We start from the raw sequence: 25,178 nt of genomic DNA on the forward strand, positions 1-25,178 counted from the left end.
GCATGTGGCATTACCACCAGTGACTTGACACCGCTCGTGACCACCTCTGATTTGCGGCGAGGTGGTCGTCAAGTTAATGCGCTGCAGAGCGGCATTGCCAGAGAGACGCTTCGTGGGTCGTCGCCGGAAAGCGATCATATTTGCGGGGCAGGTCGGGGGAGCCGAAATATTTTTTTAATTTTTTGTTGCCGTGCGGGTTCCATCGTGGACCTTTTGCGACGCCAGGCACCGACCTAGCGTAGCGAGTAGGTGGCAGATTTTCACCTCACCAGCGAATGTGATGATTCGGCCTTGATTTGGGCTCTCGAGCCGTGTTGAAACCTTTCTTGACCGCGTTGCGATGCACACTAGGATTCGCGGTTGTTTCTTTTTTTGATCGCTCTATCTCTGCCCTAGATTGCTTGAATGCTGAATTTCTTCCGTGCTAGAACTGCGAACGCAAAAGACGACTTACTGTCCGGATTGACGGTCGCGCTCGCGCTTGTCCCCGAGGCGATTGCGTTTGCGTTCGTCGCCGGCGTCTCCCCCCTGATCGGATTGTATTCGGCATTCTTCATCGGATTGATCACCGCTGCCTTCGGCGGTCGCCCCGGGATGATTTCCGGTGCCACCGGTGCGATGGCCGTCGTGGTCGTGGCGTTGGTCGCGATGCATGGCGTGGAGTATCTGTTTCCGGCCGTGATCCTTTGCGGCCTGTTTCAAATCACCGTGGGGATCGCCCGTCTGGGGAAATTGATTCGGATGGTGCCCCACTCCGTGATGCTCGGTTTCGTCAACGGATTGGCGATCGTGATCGGGATGGCACAACTGGGCAGTTTTAAAACCCTGGACCTGTCGACCGGCAACTTGGTTTACCTGACCGGGCCTCGGCTGTACGTCATGCTGGCACTGGTCGCGGTCACGATGCTGATCATCTATTTGCTGCCGAAGTTGACCCGGGCCTTGCCTGCGTCGCTGGTGGCGATTCTGTCGGTGACGCTGATCTCGGTGGCGATCAATCGCAGCGGCGTTATCTCGGGCGACGAACTGACTCCCAACGCCGTTGCAACCGTCGGCGACATGCTGAAGACAAACCTGAAGGCCAGTCAAATCGCCGAAGCGCGACAAGACGATCCGACCAACGTCGCCTCCGAGCAGCTGCTGGCCGACCTCCGCAACGTCAGCTTTCGAAACGATACCGTTGTCGGCCCTGTGCTGCGCGATTCGGCGACCAAGCCTGCCGAAGTGGCCCCGACGGAAGAGGCATCGTCGATCAGCGGTGGTTTGCCGATGCCGTTTTTTCTGCAGTACACCGTTCCACCGATGACGATGGAAACGCTGTGGATCATCCTGCCGTTCTCGTTGACCCTGGCGGGCGTCGGGTTGATCGAATCACTGATGACACTGACCTTGATCGATGAGATCACCGAAACGCGAGGGCGTGGTAACCGCGAATGTGTCGGACAAGGTGCCGCGAATATTATCTGCGGACTGTTCGGCGGCATGGGCGGATGTGCGATGATCGGCCAGTCGCTGATCAACGTTAATTCTGGTGGACGTGGCCGATTAAGCGGGATCACCGCGGCGGTCTGCTTGCTGGCGTTCATCCTGTTCCTAGCCCCATGGATCGAACAGATTCCGATGGCCGCGCTGGTGGGCGTGATGTTCATGGTCGTCATCGGGACGTTTGAGTGGGCCTCGTTGAAGATGGTCCGGCGAGTTCCCAAGGCCGACTTTGCCGTCATGGTTCTGGTCGCCGGGTACACGGTCATCATGCATGACTTGGCCACCGCCGTGATTCTGGGTGTGATCGTTTCGGCCTGTGTGTTCGCCTGGACGCACGCCACGCACCTCGGGGCGGAAACCAAAATCAACGAACACGGCAGCAAGATCTACCAGTTGCACGGCCCGTTGTTCTTCGCGTCGGCGACCTCATTCAAAGAGTTGTTCGACGTCCAGAAAGACCCCGAAGACGTGGTGATCGATTTCTACTACACCCGCGTCTACGATCAGTCGGGATTGGAGGCGATCAACGTTCTGGCCGAAAAGTATGAATCGGCCGGCAAACGATTGCACCTGACCCACCTGAGCGACGAGTGTCGCGGGTTGCTCGACAAAGCCGGTGACTTGGTGGAAGTCAATCTCTCCGAAGACCCGCAGTACCACGTCGCAACCGATCGGCTGGGATAGAACGTCTTGTGGGTGATGCTGTGCATCGCATCCGGCATGCTCAGGCTACCTTCGCTTCGGGCGTGAATTCCCGCCGGGGAACGATTGTTCCAATCGTTTGGTGAGCAATTGAGACAATGGCTCTACTCTCACTTTGTCGCCCTAGGCGATCCGTCGGTTGTACAGCCACCACTCGATCGCCAATACCGCTAGAACCGCCGCCAAGATCCAACGCCAGTACTCCTGACGGGTCTCGATCATTCCGGCGGTTTCAATCGTTTCATACCCGAGCTCAAACGTCTCGCGGGGTTGGATCTGGCTCTCCTGTCGGCTGAACAGGTTGATGCTGAAAAGGTCCACCAGTTTTTCGCCCGCGGTCACCCGATAGGATCCGGGCTGATCAGAATCGACGAATTCCACGCTGCCCGAACTGCCGGTTCGGATGGATTCCGGCGTTCCGCTGCCGCGGGCAATGCCGACCGATTCGATTTGGCTTTCGACACGCAACCGGATCGTATCGCCGGGCAAGAAGGAGGGCGCGGCGGTTGCGTCGGCTGCACCGGCGAGGTGTCGAAGGACATTCAACAGAAACACCGGCCATGATCGCTCGGCGTACCAATTGGTATTCGTCTGCGGCGTGCCATCGGCGGCCGAGGTGATGATTTCGAAACCCAGCACCAGATCCTGGTAGCCGTCGCGAGGTGCCAGGGCGAGCACCGTCCCGTTGTCACCGCCGACCAGTTCTCGTGTTCCGGTGGGGCCGCTGACCGATCGCCCCTCAAAGATCAGCAACGAGAACAATTCCAGATACTGCATCATCGGGTGCGTGCGATCGATGTCGACCAAGATGGTTTGGCCGGGGTCACTGGCCCATGCCCACTGGTCGCTCGGCAAGGCGCCGATGAAAAATGTGTTGGTTTGCGGCAGTTCTTTTGGCTGGCATCGATCAAAGATGATCAGATCATCCAGCCCGGCTTCGGACCGCGCCAAATACTCCGGCGAATCCAGATACCCCGGAGACTGGAAATCCGCGATGCAAACCTTTGCGGCGCTGTCGGTCGTCAGCCCGATCTCCAAGGGCTTGTTTCCCTCGGTCACGACCAGCACCGAAACGGTTCTCAGCGGTCGCAGGCCCGCATAAGCAAAGTTATCGATCGTCAAATCGTCATCCAGCGGTTGGTCGCGCGACGCGCCAGAACCAGGTGATTCCAACCGCAGTTCCAACGACGCCGCGGTCTCTTGTCCGGCCAGGGAGAACGTCACGCCAGTTTCTTCGGCGGGGGCCAGCGTCAATGATTCGGATTCGCGCCAAACGCCATCGACGTACAGCGACAGGTTGAACGTTTCTTCGACCGTCCCAAAGTTGACGATCGTTGCAAACGCTTGAGCGTCGCCCGGTTTTTCGACGTTGCGATCGGCACTGAAAGCGGTGATGGCCACGTTCCGCGATTGATCGGAGCCGACCTGCAGGTAGGTGGGGACGAGGTTTCCGACATTGAAATCGCTGACGTCGCGGAATCCGCCGTCGCTGTAGATCAACAAGTCCGCCGGCATCGGGTCGGCGACTTGCACGTCGTTTTCGTCCCCGGTCGTGCTGCTGCGGCGGGGATTGGCCAACCCGTCGGCCGCTTCGAGCGCGCCGATGATGTCGGTGGGGCGATTGGTCACTTGGGCGCGTTCCAACGCGGCTCGCAAACGCCCGCGGTCGCTGGTGAAAGACTGCAGCACTTCTGCGCGGTCGCTGAACGTAACCAACATCGCGGTTTCACGTTCTTCCATGTCGTCGATCTGCTCGCGGATCATCTTGCGAGCCAGTTCGAATCGATTGCGTTCTTCCCCGGCATCGGTCGCCATCATGCTCGCCGACGCGTCCAACAGGAACACCTTCCGGCCCTGGCTGGTCGATTCGCCCTGGACGCCGGGACGCAACAACGCGACCGCAGCGAGAGCAACGGCCAACAGTTGCAAGAACAGCAACAGGTTTTGCCGGATCCGCTGGAACAAACTGTTCACGTGCAGATCTTCGACCGTTCGGGACCACAGATACGTGCTCGGAATCTCAACCGGTTCACGTCGCAGTTTCAAGAAATACAGCAGAATGATTCCGGTCGGCACCGCGGCGAACAGTGCCCATTGCCACGGCAGAAGCGTTGAAATCCAATTCATCGCACAACGCCTCGTTTGCGCAAGTAGCGAGTCATGACGTCATCGACCGGCTGATCGGTTCGCACGGGCAGGTAAGCGATACTGCGTCGCGAACAGAACGTCTTGACGCTGCTGAGGAACGATTGCAGCGTCAACTTGTACCGATCCAGGACATAATTGTTGATCGTGATCTCGGTTTCATCGCCGTCTTCGCTGTCGATCAATCGTCGATCACCACGAATCGGCGGGTCGATCTCTTCGGGCGACAGGATGTGCATCACATAGACGTCCATCCGGCGGCCGACCAACATGCGAAGGGCCGCTTCGTAGCCAGATTTGTCCATCAGATCGGTGATCAAGACGATCACCCCGGTACCCGTATTGCGCAACGAAAAATCTTTGACGCCGTCGTGCAACGAAACATTGTCGCCGCTATCAAGACTTTCCAGGTACTGCAGCATCTTCCACAATCCGCTGCGGCCGCGCAGCACGGGGGCACGTCGGCCCTGGTTTCCGAGTGCTTGAACGCTGACCCGGTCGGCGCGACAAAGACCGATGTAGCCCAGTGCGGCGGCCATCTGTTTGGCCACGTGGAATTTGGTCGGCGTTCCAAAGTTCATCGACTCGCTGCAATCGATCAACGCATAGACGTGCAGGTCCTCTTCCTCCTGAAACAACTTCAGGAACAAGTGGTCCAGACGGGCATACAGATTCCAGTCGATCAACCTCAGGTCGTCGCCGGGAACGTAGTTGCGAAAATCGGCGAATTCGACGCTTTGTCCTTTCCGCTTGCTGCGGCGTTCCCCTTTCATCCGCCCACGAAACACTTTGCGTGAGACGAGTTCCAAACGTTCCAGTTTGGCCAGCAGATCGGGCGAGAGCAGCGGGATCGATTCGGTGGTGGCACTCATGGCCGCTAGTGTAGCGGAAGTCCGTCGGAGCCGTAGCGGAAGTCGGCACGAGCGGTAGCGGAAGTCGCCAAGACTTTCGGCGTCGTCAATCGCACTGAACTTCAAAGCGGCTTGCCGAAAGAATCAGCCGAACGGCGATAGGTCCGGCTTTTGCCGCCACACAACCCAGAGGATCGCCTACCGCCTGACCGTTGGACTCTCCATCTTGATCAAATCGACAAGCCGTCGGCGAGTTCCGCGACGCAACACCAACGCCGATCCCACTCTTCACTCAATCACCGTTGCGGTAAAGCCGTCGCCTTGGGCGGTCGTGCCGGGATCGAAATGGGAACGTCGTGCGATTCCGATGGCGACGGCCGCGTCCTCGCCCGTCGTGGCGACACTGGTCAGACGCCCGACGACTTTATCATCTGACCTGACTTCGCTGCCGGCAGTCGGGATCGCTCCGGAGGTTTCCCAGCGGACCAGTTGTTTTTGAACCTGGCCTAACGCGTCCAATCGAGCAACCGTTTCCTGCCCCAAGTAGCACCCCTTCGTGAAGCAGATCGACTGCTTGATGCGACTGGCTTCCTGGGGCAGATTCTTGTCCGACAGGTCGACGCCGAACCAGGGGAATCCGGCCAGTGTGCGGGCATGATGAAATTCCGTATCATCGCCAGGCATTTCGCCCGTCGAGCTTAAAACTTGTTCGATTCCTCCTGGCGTTTCGGTGACCAGCACGATCGTCTGGTCGCCCAGCCAATCCACGTCATAGCACATCGCGTTGGACTCGCCCCAATCGGTTTCGTCGCGCAGCGTCACCGGGGCGTCGGGTGCGAGCACGAAGGCGGTGTTGTCGGCGGAGCGATCGATCGGCGTGGCGTCTTCGCGGATCGTGTAGCGGTCGGCGTGTGCGGCGATCGCGTCGGCTTGACCGGGGGCTCCGATCAAGCGGAATCCGTCGACGGTGCGAAACGCCACGACGTGTGCGAGCGTTTTCCCACGCACGTCGGTCAGAAACGTTTCGCAGCCGCAACCGACTTGCAACGACTTGACGTCGTTGGTGGTCAAGTTGTTCAAGATCGCCGCGGCGTCCGTTCCGGCCAGGTCCAAGACGGTTGCAGCGGAGAGGCGGAAAACGGTGGACATGGATGGAACGGGGCGTGGGAAAAAGAGTTGCGAAACGCTGGTGTCCAGGCTTTAGCCGCACGTTCTCGCTGCTACGCAGCGAGCGGGAGATCGCCTAAAGGCTAGACACCAACGTGCGCTGGTGTCTAGGCTTTGGCTGCAGCGGGGACGAGCAATCGCTAGGTCACATCCTTAAGCATGTACTCTTGCTCGCGTTTGATGTCGCTGCCGTCGGGGGTGGCATCGTTGTCGATGTCGAACCACTCTTCCTTGTACTGCAGGTAGCCGCCCTTGCCGGCTTGCGAGTTCTTCAGCGCGACGTTGGCGCCGAGTGCGATGACGGCGTCGCCCATTGCGACTTCGGGATAGCAGCGGGGCTGGTTCTCCTTGTCGGGGTTGCGGATGCAATACGCCCAGTGCTCGATCTCTTCGCGATATCCGCGACTGACCGGTCCGGTCGCGGCGGTTTGGGCGACGGGCGCGGCGAAATCGCCGCTGGCGCTGGTGTCCAACGCATAGCCGCCCTCTTCTTTCTTGACGCCCACCTTGCTGCTGGTGTCGCTGTTGCGATAAAGCAACACATCGGTTTCCTTGTCCAACACCAACGTGCCTTTGGATCCCATGACGACTTCTCCCCAGCCGCCGAAACCGTTTCCGTTGATGGTGCTGTAGGTGACGACGACCTTCTTGTTGGGATCCTGCTCGTATCCGGGCACCGCCCCGTTGGGATAGTTTTCGACCGGATCGTAGTAGCCGACGTCAAACGTTTCGGCGTATTCCGGTCCGGGGAATTCGAAGGTGCAGTAGATATGGTCGCCGGCATCACGGTCGTGCGGCATGATGTGTCGGCCACCGACGGCGTGCACCGACAGCGGATGGACTTTCTTTCCGTCGCTGCGAAGCGAGGACAGGAAGATGCTGACGGCGTCCAATTGGTGGCTGCCGAGTTCGGCCATCAATCCGGCACCGGTGCGGTGGAACAGTCTCCAGCGGTGCAGTTCTTCTTCAGCGGTAAACATCTGGTCCCCGCTGGCGAAATCTTCGTAGCCGTGCTTTCTGGGGTCGACCGCTTTGTCGGCGTCCCAGGCTTCCCACTGGGCGATTTCGGCCTGCAAGCGTTTCACATCCGCTCCGGTCGCCGTTTTAAGTTTGGCTCGCCGGTGCGCTAAGTCTTTGGCGATCCTGTCGAACATCTTGCCGTTGGCCATTTTTTCGCCGCCGGGAATCGGCATCGACCAGCTGTCACGACCGGGCAGGTTACCGCGGTGCCATTGGGCGCGGATGTGGTGCAGCTGGCCCAACAAACCCCACCGGATCAGGTTGACCGCGTTTTCGTATTTGACGTTGTAGTGCCGTTGGTGGCCGGTGGCCAAATGCAGCGGATTGCCGTTTTTGTCTTTCCCGGCCGCAGCCATTCGGCCCATGACCTTGCACTGGGCGACGTTGTGAGCCATCAGCTTTTCGGTCAACACGTGCAGGTTGCGTTCCATCGCCAGCGCGGCGACCGGGGCGTGCAACCACAGCGGCAGCGCGATGATGACCGCTTCGATGTCCGGGTCGTCCAGGCATGCCATGATGCCGCCGTTGGAGCCGTCGTAAACCTTGACGTTCTTTCGCGCTTCGGCCTCGTTGCTGTATCCGGCGACGGAGATCAACCCGGGACGCCGGATCAATGCCGAGGGGCTGCTGCAGTCACCATGGAACGCACGGTGTTGGCTGAACGGCCGAATGTCGCAGATCGCTTTGACGTCGACGTAGTTCGGGTTGCAACCGCCGATCAGGACGTTGCCTTCGTCGCCGGTTCCGATCACCGCGATGCGGACGGGATCTTTGACTTGGCCGTAGCCGAAGTACGCGGCGCCCAGGCCGGCACCGCTGACGGCTCCGGTGGCGACAATGCCTCGCAAAAAGTCGCGGCGATTGACGTCGTAGTAACTGGTCACGGCGTTGTAATAGTTTTGTTTCCCTACTTCACGCTCGTCATTGGAGAGCTTGTCGACCATGGGATTCACCTCAGATTGGGGTTCGTGCTTGATTTGGGATGTGATGGGATTCGTCAGTCAATCGGAAGCGTGCGGGCGGCCTGGCTGCGGGTGAACCACTGGGCCGCGACGCTTCCCGCGCTTGCTAGGTGTCGGCGGGCCGCTTTGCGACGTTCCGCCGAATCAACAGGTGGATGAAAAAGTCCAACCCTGCGAAGCGTCCTGCTCCCGTTCCCGCCAGAACCAAACAGGCCATGCATTCGATCAGTTGGTAATTGCTACTCGTCGGTCCGGTTCCTGGCGGGTACTGGCTCAAAAATACTGAACCGAGAAAACCGGCCGCAGCTAACGCCGCAACGGGGGTGAACAGCCCCAACAACAAACACCAACCGACGGCCAAGTCGAAGTACGGCACGAATCGATTGATCACACTGGTATCGACCATCGCGGTCCGCGGCTTGACCAGTTCCAGCGGCGGAGAGAGTTGGCGTTGGTTGGGGGCGGCCAGTGAATTGATCGTGCCCTCATACCCCGCCCATAACTCGTCCAGCGCCGCGAGGGCGGGCTTCAGTTTCGCGTCGTTCTCCTTCTGGACGGTTTCGATTTGGCCGGCCAGACTCTCCACACCGACGCGATCGTCCTGCGTTTTTAACGCTTCAATCCGCGCCCGCCCCAGATCGTACTCCTCCAGATCGTCGGCGTATTCGTCCAACACCGCCTGGTGGTTTTTCAGCAGCGCTTCAAGCGCTTCGTTGGCGATCGCCCGTTCTTTATCACCAAAGGTGTAGTAATCCGCGGCGCGATCACGGTACATCTCCAACCACCAACGCGTGAATTCGGGATCACGTCGAACCGTACCGTCGTAATCCCAGACCGTTTTGCGAAATTCATCCGCCAACGGCCCCTTGGCGTTGGCGAAAAATGGTGCCGCGTCCCAATCGCCTTGACGATACTTTTCACTCCCTTCGCTGTGAAAATGCCAGCCGATGGAAAGTCGCAGAAGGACGAGCATCGTGATCGCGATGATGCCCAAGATTCGGGGCGAAATCCCCCAACCGACAGCTAATCGAAGAGGCGTGAGCAAGATGTTTCGCACGGTGACAGGAAACTCCAGGGCATGATAGGCGGGTGGGAAGTGGTGCGGCGGGGGGCCGGCGAAAGAGGGCGTTTCGAAAGACGAAACCAGAAGCCATTCATTATGGACGAGAAACCGCCTCTCGCCAAGGATAAACGGAGGGTGAAACGGCGACGATTCGACCGCTTCTTTTCGGTCGGGGCCCGCGCGGGCCCCGGTGTCCGCGCGTGTTTGTGGTTTTCGACGGTATTCGACACCACAACTGACTTTTCAGAAAACCGATTGTCGTCTACACTCCCCGGCCCGGCATTGCCTGACGGTGGTGGCCCTTACGACTGTGAATCGTGAACCTGGTCAGGACTTAAGTGTAGCAGCCATAAGCGGTGTAGCTTTGTGTGAGGGCCACCTCCGCCCGGCAATGAATTCCCGGGCAATGAAAAATGGCGAGGTCTTGCCAGCGGCAGGACCTCGCCATTTTTTTGTTTGCAGCCGATCGGATTCTACCGTCGGACATCGGCCAGAATGCTCCGCTGGCAGCGTTAGTTTTTCACCAGCTGGGTGTCGGTGACGAACGGATTGGTTCGGACGACGCCGACTTTGACCGGTGCCTTTACGCCTTGGCTGACACAGGGATTGGCCGTGCAGGCGGGCGGTTCGACCGGTTGGTATTCACCCGGCGGAAGATAGAAATCCGTTCGCAGCCGATTGCGATAGTTCTCCCCGGCCGTGACCAGCGGCGGCGACGCAAACGGGCTCATCCCGTAGGGACGCGCGTGGCGGGCGCCATAGTAGACCGGCGGGTTGAGGGCAAAGTGGGGTGGCGTCCGCAGCGACGATCCATAGGTCGCGCCGTAAGGCTGGTAAAAGCCGAAGGGGAAGAAGGGGTATCCGGCTGGATGAGCAGCGGAAGCCGCGTCGGTTCCGCCAAATGCAATCGCGGCCATCGCGGCAACGGCAAGGGCAATTCGTTTCATGGTGTACAGACTCGTTTGGTGTCGACTGATTCGGGTGAGAGATTCCCGAGCGGGAAACTCCACGCTAGTCGCAGCAACGATCCTTGCAACCGCTACCAGCGTCGAAACACACGAAAGCCCTAAAGGGGGTGCGGATTGTGCAGGCGTCACGCCGGCCTAGAAAAGACACGAAGAATCCGGCAGTGGTCTCACCCGCGGGCAAAACGTGAGATATTTTGCCGCGCCATCTCGAGGTCTGCCGCCGACGTGTCTGCCTCCGTAGCTACGCTCGCCAGAGCGTGGGCGGCGGCGAATCGCGTCTCCATTCGTGTCGCCACACGACACGTAGCCGGGGAAAGAGGTAGGAAGCTCTAGGCTTTGTCCCTTAACCCGGCAGGGGGCGTATGTGGTAGCGGAATTCGCCAAGAATTTCGGCTTTTCCGTTGTGGACTGTTGCGAGTCGAAAGCCTTGGCGGCCTCCACAGCGGGTTTGACAAAGCCTACCGAAACGCGGGAGCGGACCGAGGAGAAAGCGTTCCCCGCTCAGATGTAAAACATCACTTCGTCGCCCTGGGCCGAGCGGGCGGCGATCTCGGCCAGCGTGGTCCGGGCCAGCACCGCGCGCGAGGCTTCGCTGGCCGCGTCCCAGACCTCGTGCAACATCCGATTGGCCTTCGTGTCGGTCGCATCGGTCTGGCAATTGGAATCCGAACACCCGACCGCTTCGGCAATCTCCAGCAAATTCAGCTCCGTCGGGGCGACCGCCAGCCGATAGCCTCCCTGACTGCCGCGGATGCTCTGCACCCACCCCGCACTGCGCAGTGTTCGCAGGATCTGGACCAAAAACGGAGCCGGGATGCCGTGCCGCTGACTGATCTCACGCACCGCCACCGGGGCTTTTTCGCTCTGCCGCTGCGCCAATTCGATCAACGCCAACGTCGCGTAATGAACTCGTGCCGAGATTGTCACCGAACCACACTCCCCGGTTTCAGTCGTGAAGCCCACATTCGGTTTTCTGAAATCCGCTCCAACGCCCCGCACGCTCGTCTTCACCGAGCAGATTGGCACGCGTGCACGGCCAGCAACCCACGCTGGGATAACCCTGGTCGTGAAGCGGGTTGTAGGGGATGTCGTGCTTGCTGATCAGACTCCAAACCTCTTTCTTGGTCCAATTGGCCAGCGGGCTGATCTTCACGAGCTGGAATTTTTTGTCCCAACCCACGATCGGCGCCTTCGCGCGATCAGGGCTCTGGTCACGCCGGATCGCGCTGGCCCAGGCATGCAGCCCCCGCGCGGCTTCCTTTAACACGCGCAATTTGCGATCGAAGCAGCAGCGATTCGGTTCCGTCTTGTAGACCGGGCCGCCGTTGGCCGCTTCGTATTCCTGGACGGTCTGCGCTGGGTATTTGAATTCGACTTCGATCCCGTACCGCTCTTTCACCGACTCGCGTAGCGCCAGGGTTTCCTTGAACTGGTACCCTGTTTCCAAATTGAAAATCGGCGTCTCCGGGGCGATCTCGCTCAGCATGTGGATGATCGTCATCCCTTCGGGGCCGAATGCGGTGGCCATCGAGAACTTGGGGGCGAACCGCTCCACCGCCCAGGCCAGAATCTCCTGCGGGCTGGCCGATTCCAATCGCTGACTGTGATCGGCCAGTTCCGCCAAAAACTCCTCCGTCGGCGCCAGCGGGGGATCGGCAGCCAGCGCTCCCTGCAATTCGTCCTCCTCCGGCATGCGGTCGGGCGCGGTGTCCGTGACCACCGGAAGCGGTTTGGCACCGGTGTGGGGCTCGGGGGCGACAGACGGTTCGGCGGTCGAGACGGGTTTCATCGTCAGACTTTCACGAAGGCAAAGAGAAAGGCGAGGTTTTTCGAACCAGCGACCGCCCCTGCGATCGCTAGACCGAGTAACAATAGAAAGTTGATCCAGATAGTCAAGTATGGTATCGGCAGGTTCAAGGATCAGATTGAGCGGATTTGGGTTCGCGCGGTGCGGCCTGACGTGTCGAGTGAGCGAAATCCAACGAAAAACGATTCGGGACCAGACCGGCAGGGTGCTACAATCGGTTGATGTTGCGCCGATAGGCCAATACCGCTCATCCAAGCGTCGTTTCCTTGGGGAGGGCCCGTACCTTTGGGGAGGGCCCGCTGGCTCGCGCCAAACGGCTGATAATCGTTTGCCATCAGCCGGCTCGCGCCAGCTTCCGGGCGGCCGTGGCTTAGCTGTATTGGGCGAAAGGCTGCACACGAACGGAACACCAACGGAGCCCCCCTGCGACTCTTCTCCTCCTGCTCTGGCGCCATGATTCACCCCGACCACCATCGGCACAATCCGACGAAACGATTGTCGCTGCTCACCTTCGCAGCAGCTTGCATGATCATCGCCCCCGCGCCCGCACGCGGCGACACCGTCGAAATGCGTGGTGGAGTCCAGCTCGACGGCAAGATCGTGCGGAAGACGGACACCGGATCGAAACCGCATTTGATCGTCGAGGTGGATCCGGAGCTGCGCGTGGCGATCCCGCAGAGTCGCGTCGTCAAAACGGTCAGCGATCAGGACGAAAAACTGGTTTGGTACCGCCAACAGCTGGAACAAATTGGCGAGGATGCCGAAGCGCATTATCAATTGGCGCGCGAGTGCAAGGCGAACGGTTTATTGGCTCAGCGCGACTACCATTTTCAGCGTGCGATCGAAATCGATCCCGATCACCGCCAAGCCCGGTCGGCGCTGAAGTATGTTCGCGATGGCAATGAATGGGTTCTTTTTGCCGACCAACAACGACGTCGAGGATTGATCCCGACCTCCAGCGGCTGGGAAGTCCCGGAGGTCTACCTGCGCGAGCAGCGAAGAGACGAAATCGATCAAGCCTCCAAGGTCTGGATCAAGGAACTCGGCAAGCTGCGCGGATTCGTGTTGCGGCCGGGAAAGCGATCGGCCGAAGCTCTCGAAACGATCAAAGCCATCGACGATCCGCTCGCGTCGACCGCGTTGGCCGAAGCATTGGAGAAGTCGCGTGGAAACAAGCCCGACCCGAAATCGCTGCGGATGATCTATGTCAAACGCCTGGGGGCACTGCGGACATCTGTCGCGGTCCAGGCCCTGGTCAGGACGGGGATCTTTGAACCCGATCCGGGGATTCGCACCGAAGCGTTGATGCAGCTTCAAGAGTATGGTGCGTCGTCCGCGGTCGCGTCCTACCTGCCGCTGCTGAAAGGCGATAGCCGAAAACCGGCCGAAGTGACTGCGGCGCTCCGGGCACTCAACTATTTCCCCGAACCGGAACTGTGGGAAGCGTACGTGGATGCGTTAGTCACGACGCACAAGTCATTGACACCGAAAGGCCCCGGAATGTCGGTCGGCAGCAACAGCTTGGGCGGTTCGGGACTTTCCACCGGTAGCAAGCAAGAGGTGTTGACGAAAACGCAGCAGAACCCTGGCGCGCTTGAATTGCTCCGCCAGATCGCTCCCGGTGTCGACCATCGCTACGACCAGACAGCCTGGCGCAACCACTTTGCCGAACAACTGATGCAAGCCCCCGACGACCTGCGTCGCGATCCGTAGTCGGCAGACAGAACACGTGGGATCGGCTTCCACTCCGGTGAACCGCCCGACCCAAGGTGGCTACCTTCGCCAGAAGGTGGATCTCCGCGCATCTCCACGCTCTGGCGAGCGTAGTTACTTCGACAATGCCGGCGGCCGAATAAACCAGGACGCGATCGCCAACGGCATCATCGCAGCGGCGAAGCAGAGAATCGCGGGGTCGTAGCTGCCCGTGGCGTCGTTGACCCAGCCCATGATCAACGGTCCGCAACCGCTGCCGGCGACGGTTCCACACCAAACCGCCCCGCGAATACTGCCCAGATGTTGTCGACCGTAGTAGCGTACCCAGGCAACGCCGCTGACGGAGATCAGCATTCCCTGCCCGCCGCCGAACAGACCGGCAAACGCTTGCGCGCCGCGAACCGAAGGGTCCAAGTACAGCCAAGCGAGCGAACCGGCGACCAAAGCGGTGCCGATGCCCAACAGGCGATTCAACTTCAAGAAGTCCGCCAACACGCCTCCGCCCAACTGCATCGCCAGCATCGTCATGCCCAGGATCTTGAATAACCCGGCGGCCGTTTCCGGCGGCAGCGCTCGTTGTTCGCACAGTGTGAATAGATAGAACAACACACCGGTGCCGGCCATCGCCCAGATAATGTTCGCAAGTCCCAGGATGTAATACGAACCCGTCCGTGCCGCCTGAGCCAACGTCAATGCGTCCGGGTCCAGATTCCGATCCGGCACGGGCTCGTCGGAATCGGGCTCTTCGGAATCAAACGCATCGGAACCGGACTCGTCCGTGGCATGGCCGGGGGACAAACGTCCGGCATGACCATCCACGTACTGGCCCAGGTCTTCGGGCCGATTGCGGTACAGCAACAACACCAGCGGCAACAGCGTCAGAACCAGGATTGCCGCCAGCGACTGATACGTCGAACGCCAGCCGATGGCAGCGATCGATTCGGCCAGCCACTCGGGGACCCAGGCAAACGCGATCGCCGAGCCGATGCTGAGCACGGCCGAAACTCGCCCGATGCGATTACGAAACCACATCGCCGTGGTGTTACCGGACAACAATGTCAGCGAGCCTTGGCCGAGAAAACGCAGCATGAAAAACGCGGCTAGCAGTCCATAGAACCCGTTCACGCTGGAAGCGAACAGACAGGCTAACGCAAGCGCGACGATCACAATCGATGCGACACGCTTTAACCCATGTCGATCTGCCGCCGGCCCGACAAAGCTCAGCGGAACGGCTGCAAACAACGTCCCCAGCATGTACGCCAAACCGAGTCGGCTTTGCGTCAGATGCAAACTGTCAAGCAACGCCGGCGTGAACGCGCTGACGGCAAACGTCTGCCCCGGACTGGTCCCCACCTGCATCAGCATCGCGATCGGCAGCATCAAGTAGCCATAAAAAAATGGCAGCCGTCGCGCCAGTCGGTCGGAAAGAAAATTCATGGCCAGGCTTAGAGGCGGCTTGTGGTTTCAATTGACGCGCCGAAGTCTTCGCAATCATGCTAGCCCGACGCGTGAGCGAGGGGCCATCTATCGCCCGCTCGCATGTTGAAAACACCGGGCCGAATGACGTCAAATATCGTTCTGGGTTGTTCGTGAGGAGCGTTTACCGCTCGCTGTGGCTTTGACCACTTGGGTGAGATTGCTCTCTCACGCGTCGTTCCCAAAATACTCAGCCCCGGATCATACCCTCGACGTCATTCGACGCCAGTCGCCAGACATCACGCCGTGCGTTGGATCACCTGTTCGGCCGCAATGGTGGCCAACGCTTTGAGCGTCAGTTGGGGATTGATTTCGCAACCGGCGGGAAACAAGGAAGCATCGGCAACGGTCAGGTTGGAAACGTGTTGGCCGCCATCCGTTTTCACCTGGAACGTCGTCGGGTCGACCACGTCACCGATCGACGCGCCGCCTTGGCCGTGCGTGGTCAGCAAGTTAACGAATGCCGGACCGCGGCGGCGGATTTGGCGAATCGCCCACTCCAGATCGTCCATGTCACGAATCCGCAGCGGACGGCCGCCGCGCAGCAACATCGCTTTGGTCGGCAGATGCAGCGTCACACCGTCATCGGGCTTCGCGGCGGCGAAATAGATTCTTGCGATCCGTTGCATGCCCAACAGCAAGATTTCGAATTCATCACAATCCAACGAAATGTTCACCTTGCCACAATCGTCGATCGAATTGCACTTTCGCACCTGCGTGGGCACGACGATGCCGGCCATCGACAGGTGATTGAACCGTCGCATGGTGCAGGCAAACTCTTTGAACCATCCTGTCAACGCCAAGGCGACGGTGCCGGGGAAGTGAAACCAATTCTCCAATGCGGGTTCTTCGACAACCCGGCCGTCTTTTTCGACCATCCGGCGGTCAACCAAGAAACACTGCGTCACGCCCGGTTCGGGGCGATCAGAATCCGACGGCCAAATCGGTTTGTCGAACATCGCATACACCGCCGTTCCCACGTTGGCGGTGAAGCGTTTGCCGAGATGGCGGTTTCGATAACCTCCGGACTTTAGCCCCTGGGCGATCAACCTGGTCGTGGGGCCGATGCCGGCGGCGACGACGTATTGGTCCGCGGTCACGGTCGTGCGGGTGCGGCAACCATCGTCTTCAACGCGTGTGACGTCGACACCGGTGACGATCGGTTGCCCCACGGAATCGGATTCGACACGAAGATGTTTCGCTTCGGTCCGGTACGAAACGCGGGCCGGTTCGGGATTGTGCATCGCCTGGACTAGAAAGCTGTTGGCACCGGTCGGCGCGTACGGATGTAGTCCGCCGATGTGGTCGCCGAAACTGTCGACCGAGTTGTCGCTGCCGCATCCCGAACAATGCAACCGCATGGCGACCGGTAGTGGTTGCACGTCCTCGCCGAGTTCCTTGCAGCCTTCTGCGAATCGCATGCTGCGGTCGCTGACTTGTGTCTCGGTCACCGTAGTGTTGACGCCGAGTTCGGCATTGATGCCATCCATCAGCAGGGCCAGTTGATCGTAGCCGAGCCCTGTGGGCTGGCGGCCGGCCCATTTCGATTCATAAACCTCGCGCGAGATGGGCAGATGGATGGCGTTGTTGACATAGGGTCCGCCGCCGAACACCTTGGCCTGGCAGACATTGATGGTTTGTCGCGGTGGGATCTTTTTTCGCCGGTGGGGAAGCACCAGATCGAGTTTCGAATCGACGTTGCCGAGTCCGCCGCTGATTTGCCCGCCGGCGTCTTTGTAAAGCCGCATCAGGACTTCATCGCTGCGTGGCGGCGCCAGGCGAACGTTGCCATCGGAGTCTTCGATGCGTTGGACCAACGCGTCGGGACTGACGAAATCGCCGTAATCAAGAATCAGGACCTTGCGGCCTTGGGCGGTCAAGCGTGTCGCCGCGGTCGCGCCTCCGGCGCCGCTGCCGATGATGACCACGTCGTAGTGCTGATTCAGATCCGCCAGCGGCGGTGCGGGCAAGGAAACCAGACTGGAAACCTGTTCGCATTTCTTGCTCCAGCCCAATCCGATCAGCTCTCGGGCGGGCGAACGCGAGTGGATCACCAATCGCCCCAGCATCGACAACCCGCTGACGGCCATGTGCAACAGGTGGTCGTCGTCCCACAGGATCAGCGGAGGTGCACCTGCACAGCGCTGGGTTTCGCCTTGATTGAGCAACCGGCGTACGCCCTCGGGGGCGTGATGTTTCAGGCGTTTGGCCGTGTGTTTGACGCTGTAGACGTCCAGCCACAGCAAGGCGACGCTCATGCCCAGTTGCATGCGGTACGGCAGATGGTCGGCGTAGCGCAGGACGTCGTTGGCCACCTGGCATGCATTGTCGCCGCAGCGTCCACACCACAGCGAATCAATCTGGGCCGCCATGATCGCCACCAGCGTGTCGAAACGCTTTTCGCGAATCGTCTGCATCGGGCATTCATGTGTCGGTTTGTCTCCCCAACCGAACAGGCTCAACGGCAACAGTCCCGCAGCCACGGCGCCCTTGCCGAATTGTCGTCGGTTGATTTCGTGGGCAAACAGGTGTGTGCCAAGTTTTGACAGATTGTCCAGCGAAGACAAATCGTCCATCAGGCCCTTCCTTGGTCCATGGTCTGCGTCCTATTTCTCTGCGGCATGCTTCTTGATGCCTCTGTCGCGTTTCTCGATCGCTCTGTTTCGGCAGAAACCAACCGTCGTTTCGCTCAACTTCGTCGTCGCAGGAATCAATTTGGAGCCAAACCACGGCGCGCCTGCGGCATTCTGCACCGGCGGCCCGACGACAACGATCGTACCGATTGCACCAGATCAATCGGGCTGTCCCGCACTCCCCGGGGTCTGTCCCCGTTTCATGACAGGACGTCCCTTGTGGGTGGCTTGCATGTTTTTTTCGGGGGGCTGGTCGCCCGGGGGCTGTCCCCGGACGTTAGTCCCCGTGTCACCGCGACTGAGAATAACCCACGGATGGCAAAGCGTGCCCACGGATATCCGCCTGCTGGACATCCGTTGGTTCGCGCTGTCATCCGCGAGCGTATTCGTCAGTTCAGGTCAAGCGTCCTCCGGGGTCTGTCCCCGAACTCCCCGGGGTCTGTCCCCGAGCTTCTGGGGTCTGTCCCCGAGCTTCTGGGGTCTGTCCCCGGGCTTCTGGGGTCTGTCCCCGAATGAGGGGGCAGTTGGACGGTGGAGAATCGCCCGAGCGTGGCGGTGAGAGGCTGGAAGCCTGTCCCACTTGGGCCGGGCGCCGGTCTGGGTGATAATCGGACGCGAAACGAATCCTTGGGCCTAACCCGGTGATGATCAGGATGGACAAACGAACAGATCTAGTGACCACCGAAAAGCTGCCTCGGGCGGAGTTTCACCTCAACCAACCCTTCCCACCGGCCGGCGATCAGCCTCAAGCGATCGAGCAACTGACCAAGGGATTCAATGCCGGATCCTCGGCTCAGGTGCTGCTCGGGGCGACCGGCACTGGAAAAACCTTCACCATGGCCAACGTGATCGCTAACGTCGGCCGGCCGGCGCTGGTGTTGAGTCACAACAAAACACTCGCGGCACAGCTGTACAGTGAATTCAAGGAGTTTTTTCCTGAGAACGCCGTTCACTATTTCGTCAGCTACTACGACTACTACCAACCCGAAGCCTACATCCCCCAGCGCGACGTCTACATCGAAAAAGACGCTTCGATCAATGAAGAAATCGATCGCTTGCGTTTGGCCACCACCAGCAGCCTGGTCAGCCGCCGCGATGTCGTGATCGTCGCCTCGGTCAGCAGCATCTACGGCCTCGGTTCGCCGGAGGATTACAAGCAGTTGGTCGTCGGCCTGACGCGTGGCGAATCGATTCGCCGCGATCATTTGCTGTTAAAGCTGGTCGACGTGTTGTATGAGCGCAACGACATGGCATTCGAACGCGGCAAGTTTCGCGTCCGCGGCGACAGCATCGAACTGTGGCCCAGCTATGAAGAATTCGCCTACCGCATCGAGATGTGGGGCGACCAGATCGACCAGATCTCGATCATCAAACCCGTCTCCGGCGAAACCGTCAAAACACTCTCCCAAGTCTTCATCTACCCCGCCAAACACTTCGTCATGCCGGACGATCGCATCAAACGTGCGATCAGCGTGATCCGCGCAGAACTAAACCATCAGCTGGAGTTGTTCCAAAAACAGGGCAAGTTGCTCGAAGCCCAACGTCTGTCCGCGCGGACACGCTTTGACTTGGAGATGTTGGCCGAGGTGGGGCATTGCCCGGGCATCGAAAACTACTCGCGTCCCTTGTCGGGCAAAGAACCGGGCGCTTCGCCGGATACACTGTACGAATTCTTTCCCGACGATTTCATCACCTTCGTCGACGAATCACACGTCACCGTGCCCCAAGTCCGCGCGATGTACGCCGGTGACCGCAGCCGAAAGCTGACGCTGGTCGACCACGGTTTTCGATTGCCCAGCGCGCTCGACAACCGACCGCTGAAATTCGAAGAGTGGGAGGAGCGAACCGGCCAAATCTGCTTCGTCAGCGCAACCCCCAGCGATTACGAATTGGAGCGGACCGGCGGCGAAGTCATCGAACAGATCATTCGCCCAACCGGGTTGTTGGATCCGGAGGTCGAGGTGGTTTCGGCACGCGGTCAAGTCAATCATTTGATCAACGAGATTCGTGTCCGAGCCGAGCGGGACGAACGGGTACTCGTCACTGCCCTGACGAAACGGTTGGCCGAAGACCTGGCGAATTTCTTCCAAGAACAAAACGTCCGCTGTCGCTGGCTGCACAGCGAACTCAATGCGTTTGAACGCGTGGATCTGTTGCAAGAGTTGCGCGCCGGGCACTTCGATTGTCTCGTCGGCGTCAACCTGCTCCGCGAAGGCTTGGACCTGCCGGAAGTGTCACTGGTCGCGATCCTGGACGCCGACAAGGAAGGATTTTTGCGCAGCGAAACCAGTTTGATTCAAACCATCGGCCGCGCGGCCCGAAACGCCAACAGCAAAGTGATCTTGTACGCCGACAAGGTGACCGATTCGATGCGAATGGCGATCGATGAAACCGAACGCCGCCGCGCGATCCAACAAGCGTACAACGACGAGCATGGCATCACCCCCGAAACGGTGCGCAAAAAGATCAAGGCGGGGATCGAAACCGACGCCGCCAAACGCCGCAAAACGGCCGCCAAGGCGCAGGAAGAATCCGAAACCACGTACATCACGCTCGAATTCGTCGAAGCGTTGGAACGCGAGATGTTGTCGGCCGCCGAGGACCTGGAATTTGAGCGCGCGGCCCAGCTGCGCGACCGGGTCCTGCAGCTGAAAGAAAACATCGGTAAACCGCTGGCGGAGGTCGAGGTGGACAAACCTGCCAGTGCGACCGGCCGTCAAAACCAACGCGGACGCCGCAAAGGCACCAAGGGGACCGGGGGACGGAGCAAGATCCCGCGCCCCAAACGCGGGTGAGCGGCGATCGGCGGTCAGTTCGCGACGACACCCACCTTGCCTCGTTCCCAGGCTCCGGGTTTGTAACGCACTGCAGCGGGGAGAAAATCAACGGACGTCAGGCGGTTCACGCAAGTGCCCCTGTTTCTTAGCCGTCGACAGAAATCGGGTAAGAAGATTTCGGGGGTAAGAAAATGATGAAATGCACCACCCATTCGATTCAGCTAATTTTCCTACCTCCAAAATCTTCTTACCTCTCCATCGTGCCACGTCGTCCTGTCGAGCCGGTAACGAAGAGGAGGGGGATGACAGAATGATTCGCGCACAGAATGGTGGTGCGATAACTCCAGCCGGCTAATCTCGTCCCCGCAGGGTTTTCCTGATCGGAATCCGGCTGCCCCGAAGTGGGCGAATCGCCCCTCGGAACGGCGGCGCCTGGCTGTTAATCGGCGCTCGCCGCGGGTACGATTCTCGCCATGACTCCGATGATGAAACAGTACCACGAGGCGAAGGCGGCGTGCGGTGACGCACTGCTGCTGTTTCGCATGGGCGATTTTTATGAACTGTTTTTGGACGACGCCAAAACGGCCGCCCGCATTCTCGGGCTGACCCTGACCAGTCGCGACAAGGACAGCGCCAATCCGACGGCGATGGCGGGATTCCCCCATCATCAGCTCGATTCCTACCTGAGCAAGTTGATCCAAGCCGGGTTCCGCGCCGCGGTGTGTGAACAGGTGGAGGATCCGAAACAGGCCAAGGGGTTGGTCAAACGCGAAATCACCCGTCTGGTCAGCGCGGGGACGTTGACCGACGACGATTTGCTGAATCCGCGCGAAGCGAATTATCTGGCCGCGGTCGTGTTGCACTCGCCGCGGAAAGGCAAGAAACAGTCCGACGAGCCCGTCGCGGGAATCGCGTGGGCGGAACTGTCCAGCGGACGTTTCTGTGCCGGCGTGTTCCCGGTGTCGCGGGTCGAAGATGAACTGGCGCGGATCGGACCGGCCGAAGTCATCTACCGCGAAGACGACGCCAATTTTTCACCGGATTCGACCGCACCCTGGTCGTGGACGGCGCGGCCGGCGTGGAGCTTTGCCGAAGACGCGTCGATCGAGTTGCTGTGCAAACAGTTCTCGGTCGGTTCGCTCGAAGGGTTCGGATTTCGCGACGATGATACCGCCGCGATTCGCGCCGCCGGCGCTGCCCTGACCTATCTGCAAGAAACACAACCCGGCGGCCTGGACCACTTTCGATCCATCTCGGCACACCACCGCAGCGGCGTTCTGGAGATCGACGCCTCGACGCGGCGCAGTCTGGAGATTACGAGAACGCTACGAACCTCCTCGCGCGACGGATCACTCGTCGATGCGATCGACATGACTTGCACGTCGGCGGGATCGCGGTTGTTGGCCGATTGGATCGCCGCACCGCTGGTCGACTTGGACGCAATCTGCCATCGGCATGATGCCGTCGCAGAATTTCACTCGGGCGCGTCGCTGCGCGGCGATGTCCGATCGACGCTGAAGCAGACCTACGACATCACACGGTTGTTGGCTCGAATCGCAACCGGTCGAACCGGGCCGCGCGATCTGCAACAGGTTGCGCGGACACTTTCCGGGTTGCCGACGCTGAAAGCCAAACTGGCCGGGCGAAAACCAAAGCGCATCGCACATTTGGAGTCCCATCTGCATCTGTGCCCCGAACTGCGCAGCGAATTGGAATCGGCGTTGGCCGACGAATGTCCGCTCAACGCCGCCGACGGAAACTTCGTTCGGGAAGGCTTCGATCCCGAACTGGACTCGCTGCGCGAATTGGCTGCCGGCGGAAAGCAGTGGATCTTGGAATACCAACAAGGTCAGATGGACGCGACCGGCATCCCAAACCTGAAGGTCGGCTACAACAAGGTCTTCGGGTATTACTTGGAGGTGACCAACGCGCACAAAGACAAGGTGCCCGCGGATTTCATTCGCAAACAAACGCTGAAGAATTGTGAACGCTACATCACGCCGGAGTTGAAAGAGTACGAGGAGAAAGTGCTTGCGGCGGATGAAAAGGCATCGGCCCGCGAGCAATTGATCTTCCACAACCTGCGAACTCGGACGCATCAGCATTTGGCCACGCTGCAGGAAGTCGCGGCGGCGATGGCGGAGTTGGATGTGTTGGCGGCGCTTGCCGAGTTGTCCGCACAGAGGAACTGGGTGCGTCCGCAGATGACCGATGACTCGGTGCTGCGGATCGAAGAAGGCCGGCATCCGGTGTTGGATGTGTCGTTGCCGCAAGGCGAGTTCGTGCCCAACGACTGCGTTCATTCGCCGGAAACCGGAATGATCTTACTGATCACCGGCCCCAACATGTCGGGAAAGAGCACGTACATTCGACAGGTCGCTCTTATCACCCTGTTGGCTCAAGCCGGATCGTTCGTACCCGCTCGCACCGCGTTGATCGGGATCGCCGATCGGATCTTTGCCCGCGTGGGAGCCAGCGATGAACTCAGCCGCGGCCAAAGTACGTTCATGGTCGAAATGGTTGAAACGGCGCGGATCTTGAACACCGCCTCGTCACGATCGCTGGTGATTTTGGATGAAATCGGCCGCGGCACCAGCACCTACGACGGTCTGTCGCTGGCTTGGGCGATCACCGAGCACTTGCACGAACAAATCGGTTGCCGCACGCTGTTCGCCACCCACTACCACGAATTGACTCAGTTGGAAGAGTCACTGCCGCGAGTTGCAAATCTGAATGTGGCGGTCAAAGAATGGAACGACGAAGTAGTCTTTTTGCACCGCATCATTCCAGGCGGGGCGGACAAGAGTTACGGAATCCACGTCGCCCGACTGGCCGGCGTGCCGAGTGAAGTCAACGAGCGTGCCAAGGACGTGTTGGCACAGCTGGAAATCGATCATCGCGATGCACTGGATCGGCCCACGATCGCTCCGCCGCAGGGACACAACGCTCGTGAAGGCGGCTCGTACCAGTTGACGCTGTTCGGGTTCGCCGACCATCCGGTGCTCAGTCAGGTGCAGCGATTGGACCTGAATTCAATGACCCCGATCGACGCGATGCAGTTCCTGCAACGGGCCCAACGCGAATTGCAGAGCAATCCGGTGGTGAAAAGCTAGTCTTCCGCCGCAGTTTGATTTTCGGGTAGCCGATGCGTTCGGAAAGTCGCCGTGTTCTCCGAACTCGGCACCCGCAAAAGCGAAGCTTTGCCCCGCGCCGACCTCGGAGAGGACGGCGACTGTCGGACCCAATCAAAACCTGAGCTGCGACCCGATTTTGCCTTTCTTTTTGGCAAAAAACTCGATCTTTCGTGAAACCCTGCCGGCTCGGCGTGGTTTGAACAGGGTACATCCCGGCACGGGGCCTGCTGAAAAACGGGCGGCCGTCGGGGGTCCAGGCACGACGGAACTTCTCCGTACGACACTCCTCTTTCAGTACTTTCTGGGAATCGAATTCTATGAAGATCACAAGCGGCCCGATGGCCCTGTTGTTCGCGGCAATCTTGGCGATGGTCGCCTCGGATGTAATGGCTCAACGCGGTGGCGGCGGCCGGCCGGGGGGCGAAGGACGCCCCGGTGGCGGGTTCCGTGGTGGCCCCGGTGGAGGATTCGGTGGCTTCGGCGGTGGGCGAGGTCCCGGTGGCGGCTCGATTCTGGGGCTGTTGCAAATCGAAGAAGTCCGGGAAGAAATCGAATTGATGCCCGACCAGGAGGAAGCACTCAAGAAAATCGCGGATGATCGCCCGCAGATGGAGCGTCCCGAGGGCATCGACTTCCGCGACCGCAGCGAAGAAAACCGAGCCAAGCTGGAAGAGTTCATGGCCAAAATGCGGGAACAACGCGAGGAGTTCGAAAACAAAGTTCGCGAGCAATTGGAAGAGGTCCTGTTGCCCGAACAGATGACTCGTCTGGAACAGATCGAAGTGCAACAGATGGGGGCCGGTGCACTGATGAACGACCGCGTCGCTGGCAAGCTAAAGTTGACTGCTACACAAAAGGATGAACTTCAAAAGACGATGGAAGCGTCACGCGAAGAAATGATGGGCAAGATGCGGGAGATGTTCCAAAGCGGAGACCGAGAAAACATCCGCGAAAAAATGGAGGAAGCACAAAAGGAAACGGAAGAAAAGCTCGTTTCGGTGCTGACCAGCGATCAAAAGAAGAACTTCGAAGAACTCAAGGGCGAACCCTTCGAAATGCCGGAGCGACAAGGCCGTGGAGGCTTTGGTGGTCGCGGCGGATTCGGCGGACCGGGAGGTGATCGCGGTGGACGCGGCGGCCCGGGTGGAGATCGCGGTGGACGCCGAGGTGGAGGTGGACGCCCTGAGTCGGAAGAATAATTTGACCGAACGAAGTTAATCCTCTTCGCTGCTCGAATCGAAACGTCGACTGCAGCGAAGCGCTCCGCTGTATCGA

General features: G+C 59.7%; 16 protein-coding genes and 1 other RNA gene. 7 read left to right on the top strand and 10 right to left on the bottom strand.

The window, feature by feature from the left end; genetic code table 11:
• Positions 1 to 405: 405 nt before the first annotated feature.
• Complete coding sequence (locus tag Mal15_RS13205; protein ID WP_147868198.1) at positions 406 to 2,169, top strand: SulP family inorganic anion transporter; 1,764 nt, start codon at positions 406 to 408, stop codon at positions 2,167 to 2,169.
• Positions 2,170 to 2,310: 141 nt separating this feature from the next.
• Here Mal15_RS13205 and Mal15_RS13210 read toward each other — a convergent pair whose 3' ends face one another.
• The 5 genes from Mal15_RS13210 to Mal15_RS13230 form a co-directional block, all read right to left on the bottom strand.
• Positions 2,311 to 4,314 (bottom strand): vWA domain-containing protein, encoded by a 2,004-nt coding sequence (locus Mal15_RS13210; RefSeq protein WP_147868199.1) that lies wholly within the window; start codon positions 4,312 to 4,314, stop codon positions 2,311 to 2,313.
• On the bottom strand, positions 4,311 to 5,204 hold the full coding sequence (locus tag Mal15_RS13215) for a DUF58 domain-containing protein (RefSeq protein ID WP_147868200.1): 894 nt from the start codon (positions 5,202 to 5,204) through the stop codon (positions 4,311 to 4,313). Before Mal15_RS13215 ends, Mal15_RS13210 begins: the two co-directional genes overlap by 4 nt.
• A 267-nt stretch (positions 5,205 to 5,471) precedes the next feature.
• Entirely contained in the window at positions 5,472 to 6,332 is an 861-nt protein-coding gene (gene ygfZ, locus Mal15_RS13220; RefSeq protein WP_147868201.1) for a CAF17-like 4Fe-4S cluster assembly/insertion protein YgfZ, read from the bottom strand.
• A 158-nt stretch (positions 6,333 to 6,490) separates the two neighbouring features.
• Positions 6,491 to 8,314 carry a Gfo/Idh/MocA family protein gene (locus Mal15_RS13225; RefSeq protein WP_147868202.1) on the bottom strand — a complete coding sequence of 608 codons (1,824 nt, stop codon included), beginning with the start codon at positions 8,312 to 8,314 and terminating at the stop codon, positions 6,491 to 6,493.
• A 124-nt stretch (positions 8,315 to 8,438) separates the two neighbouring features.
• Positions 8,439 to 9,305: a DoxX family protein gene (locus tag Mal15_RS13230; RefSeq protein ID WP_233903435.1), complete on the bottom strand. Its 867-nt coding sequence runs from the start codon at positions 9,303 to 9,305 to the stop codon at positions 8,439 to 8,441.
• Between the two features lie 381 nt (positions 9,306 to 9,686).
• On the opposite strand from Mal15_RS13230, the gene ffs reads away from it, so the two are divergent.
• An RNA gene (gene ffs, locus Mal15_RS13235) (signal recognition particle sRNA small type) lies at positions 9,687 to 9,781 on the top strand.
• Between the two features lie 126 nt (positions 9,782 to 9,907).
• Here ffs and Mal15_RS13240 read toward each other — a convergent pair.
• The 3 genes from Mal15_RS13240 to Mal15_RS13250 form a co-directional block, all read right to left on the bottom strand.
• Positions 9,908 to 10,342 carry a hypothetical protein gene (locus tag Mal15_RS13240; protein WP_147868204.1) on the bottom strand — a complete coding sequence of 145 codons (435 nt, stop codon included), beginning with the start codon at positions 10,340 to 10,342 and terminating at the stop codon, positions 9,908 to 9,910.
• A gap of 522 nt (positions 10,343 to 10,864) precedes the next feature.
• Positions 10,865 to 11,290 carry an Rrf2 family transcriptional regulator gene (locus Mal15_RS13245; protein WP_147868205.1) on the bottom strand — a complete coding sequence of 142 codons (426 nt, stop codon included), beginning with the start codon at positions 11,288 to 11,290 and terminating at the stop codon, positions 10,865 to 10,867.
• A gap of 19 nt (positions 11,291 to 11,309) precedes the next feature.
• Entirely contained in the window at positions 11,310 to 12,056 is a 747-nt protein-coding gene (locus Mal15_RS13250; RefSeq protein WP_147871979.1) for a phosphoadenylyl-sulfate reductase, read from the bottom strand.
• Between the two features lie 567 nt (positions 12,057 to 12,623).
• Here Mal15_RS13250 and Mal15_RS13255 point away from each other — a divergent pair.
• Positions 12,624 to 13,883 carry a HEAT repeat domain-containing protein gene (locus Mal15_RS13255; RefSeq protein WP_147868206.1) on the top strand — a complete coding sequence of 420 codons (1,260 nt, stop codon included), beginning with the start codon at positions 12,624 to 12,626 and terminating at the stop codon, positions 13,881 to 13,883.
• A 114-nt stretch (positions 13,884 to 13,997) separates the two neighbouring features.
• On the opposite strand, the gene Mal15_RS13260 is transcribed toward Mal15_RS13255, so the two are convergent.
• Both Mal15_RS13260 and Mal15_RS13265 read right to left on the bottom strand, forming a co-directional pair.
• The gene (locus tag Mal15_RS13260; protein WP_147868207.1) at positions 13,998 to 15,320 is read right to left on the bottom strand and encodes an MFS transporter; all 1,323 of its coding nucleotides are present in this window, start codon (positions 15,318 to 15,320) and stop codon (positions 13,998 to 14,000) included.
• Between the two features lie 278 nt (positions 15,321 to 15,598).
• Positions 15,599 to 17,935 (bottom strand): GMC family oxidoreductase N-terminal domain-containing protein, encoded by a 2,337-nt coding sequence (locus Mal15_RS13265; RefSeq protein ID WP_147868208.1) that lies wholly within the window; start codon positions 17,933 to 17,935, stop codon positions 15,599 to 15,601.
• A gap of 710 nt (positions 17,936 to 18,645) precedes the next feature.
• Between Mal15_RS13265 and uvrB the strand changes: the two genes are divergently transcribed.
• The 4 genes from uvrB (at position 18,646) to Mal15_RS34400 (ending at position 25,102) form a co-directional block, all read left to right on the top strand.
• Positions 18,646 to 20,787 (top strand): excinuclease ABC subunit UvrB, encoded by a 2,142-nt coding sequence (gene uvrB, locus Mal15_RS13270; protein ID WP_199773860.1) that lies wholly within the window; start codon positions 18,646 to 18,648, stop codon positions 20,785 to 20,787.
• Positions 20,788 to 21,242: 455 nt separating this feature from the next.
• Positions 21,243 to 23,882 (top strand): DNA mismatch repair protein MutS, encoded by a 2,640-nt coding sequence (mutS, locus tag Mal15_RS13275; RefSeq protein WP_147868209.1) that lies wholly within the window; start codon positions 21,243 to 21,245, stop codon positions 23,880 to 23,882.
• 51 nt (positions 23,883 to 23,933) lie between these two features.
• Positions 23,934 to 24,077 (top strand): hypothetical protein, encoded by a 144-nt coding sequence (locus Mal15_RS34055; RefSeq protein WP_167546782.1) that lies wholly within the window; start codon positions 23,934 to 23,936, stop codon positions 24,075 to 24,077.
• A gap of 143 nt (positions 24,078 to 24,220) precedes the next feature.
• A complete protein-coding gene (locus Mal15_RS34400; RefSeq protein WP_199773861.1) occupies positions 24,221 to 25,102 on the top strand; it encodes a hypothetical protein in 882 nt (293 codons plus the stop codon).
• The last annotated feature ends 76 nt before the right edge of the window (positions 25,103 to 25,178 follow it).

The organism is Stieleria maiorica (assembly GCF_008035925.1).
In the GTDB taxonomy this organism is placed as follows: domain Bacteria; phylum Planctomycetota; class Planctomycetia; order Pirellulales; family Pirellulaceae; genus Stieleria; species Stieleria maiorica.

Bases quoted from the DNA above. Each gene is read 5' to 3' on its own strand.
- Mal15_RS13205 (WP_147868198.1), top strand. From the start codon at position 406: ATGCTGAATTTCTTCCGTGCTAGAACTGCGAACGCAAAAGACGACTTA.
- Mal15_RS13210 (WP_147868199.1), bottom strand. From the start codon at position 4,314: ATGAATTGGATTTCAACGCTTCTGCCGTGGCAATGGGCACTGTTCGCC.
- Mal15_RS13215 (WP_147868200.1), bottom strand. From the start codon at position 5,204: ATGAGTGCCACCACCGAATCGATCCCGCTGCTCTCGCCCGATCTGCTG.
- ygfZ (WP_147868201.1), bottom strand. From the start codon at position 6,332: ATGTCCACCGTTTTCCGCCTCTCCGCTGCAACCGTCTTGGACCTGGCC.
- Mal15_RS13225 (WP_147868202.1), bottom strand. From the start codon at position 8,314: ATGGTCGACAAGCTCTCCAATGACGAGCGTGAAGTAGGGAAACAAAAC.
- Mal15_RS13230 (WP_233903435.1), bottom strand. From the start codon at position 9,305: ATGCTCGTCCTTCTGCGACTTTCCATCGGCTGGCATTTTCACAGCGAA.
- Mal15_RS13240 (WP_147868204.1), bottom strand. From the start codon at position 10,342: ATGAAACGAATTGCCCTTGCCGTTGCCGCGATGGCCGCGATTGCATTT.
- Mal15_RS13250 (WP_147871979.1), bottom strand. From the start codon at position 12,056: ATGCCGGAGGAGGACGAATTGCAGGGAGCGCTGGCTGCCGATCCCCCG.
- Mal15_RS13255 (WP_147868206.1), top strand. From the start codon at position 12,624: ATGATTCACCCCGACCACCATCGGCACAATCCGACGAAACGATTGTCG.
- Mal15_RS13260 (WP_147868207.1), bottom strand. From the start codon at position 15,320: ATGAATTTTCTTTCCGACCGACTGGCGCGACGGCTGCCATTTTTTTAT.
- Mal15_RS13265 (WP_147868208.1), bottom strand. From the start codon at position 17,935: ATGGACGATTTGTCTTCGCTGGACAATCTGTCAAAACTTGGCACACAC.
- uvrB (WP_199773860.1), top strand. From the start codon at position 18,646: ATGGACAAACGAACAGATCTAGTGACCACCGAAAAGCTGCCTCGGGCG.
- mutS (WP_147868209.1), top strand. From the start codon at position 21,243: ATGACTCCGATGATGAAACAGTACCACGAGGCGAAGGCGGCGTGCGGT.
- Mal15_RS34400 (WP_199773861.1), top strand. From the start codon at position 24,221: ATGAAGATCACAAGCGGCCCGATGGCCCTGTTGTTCGCGGCAATCTTG.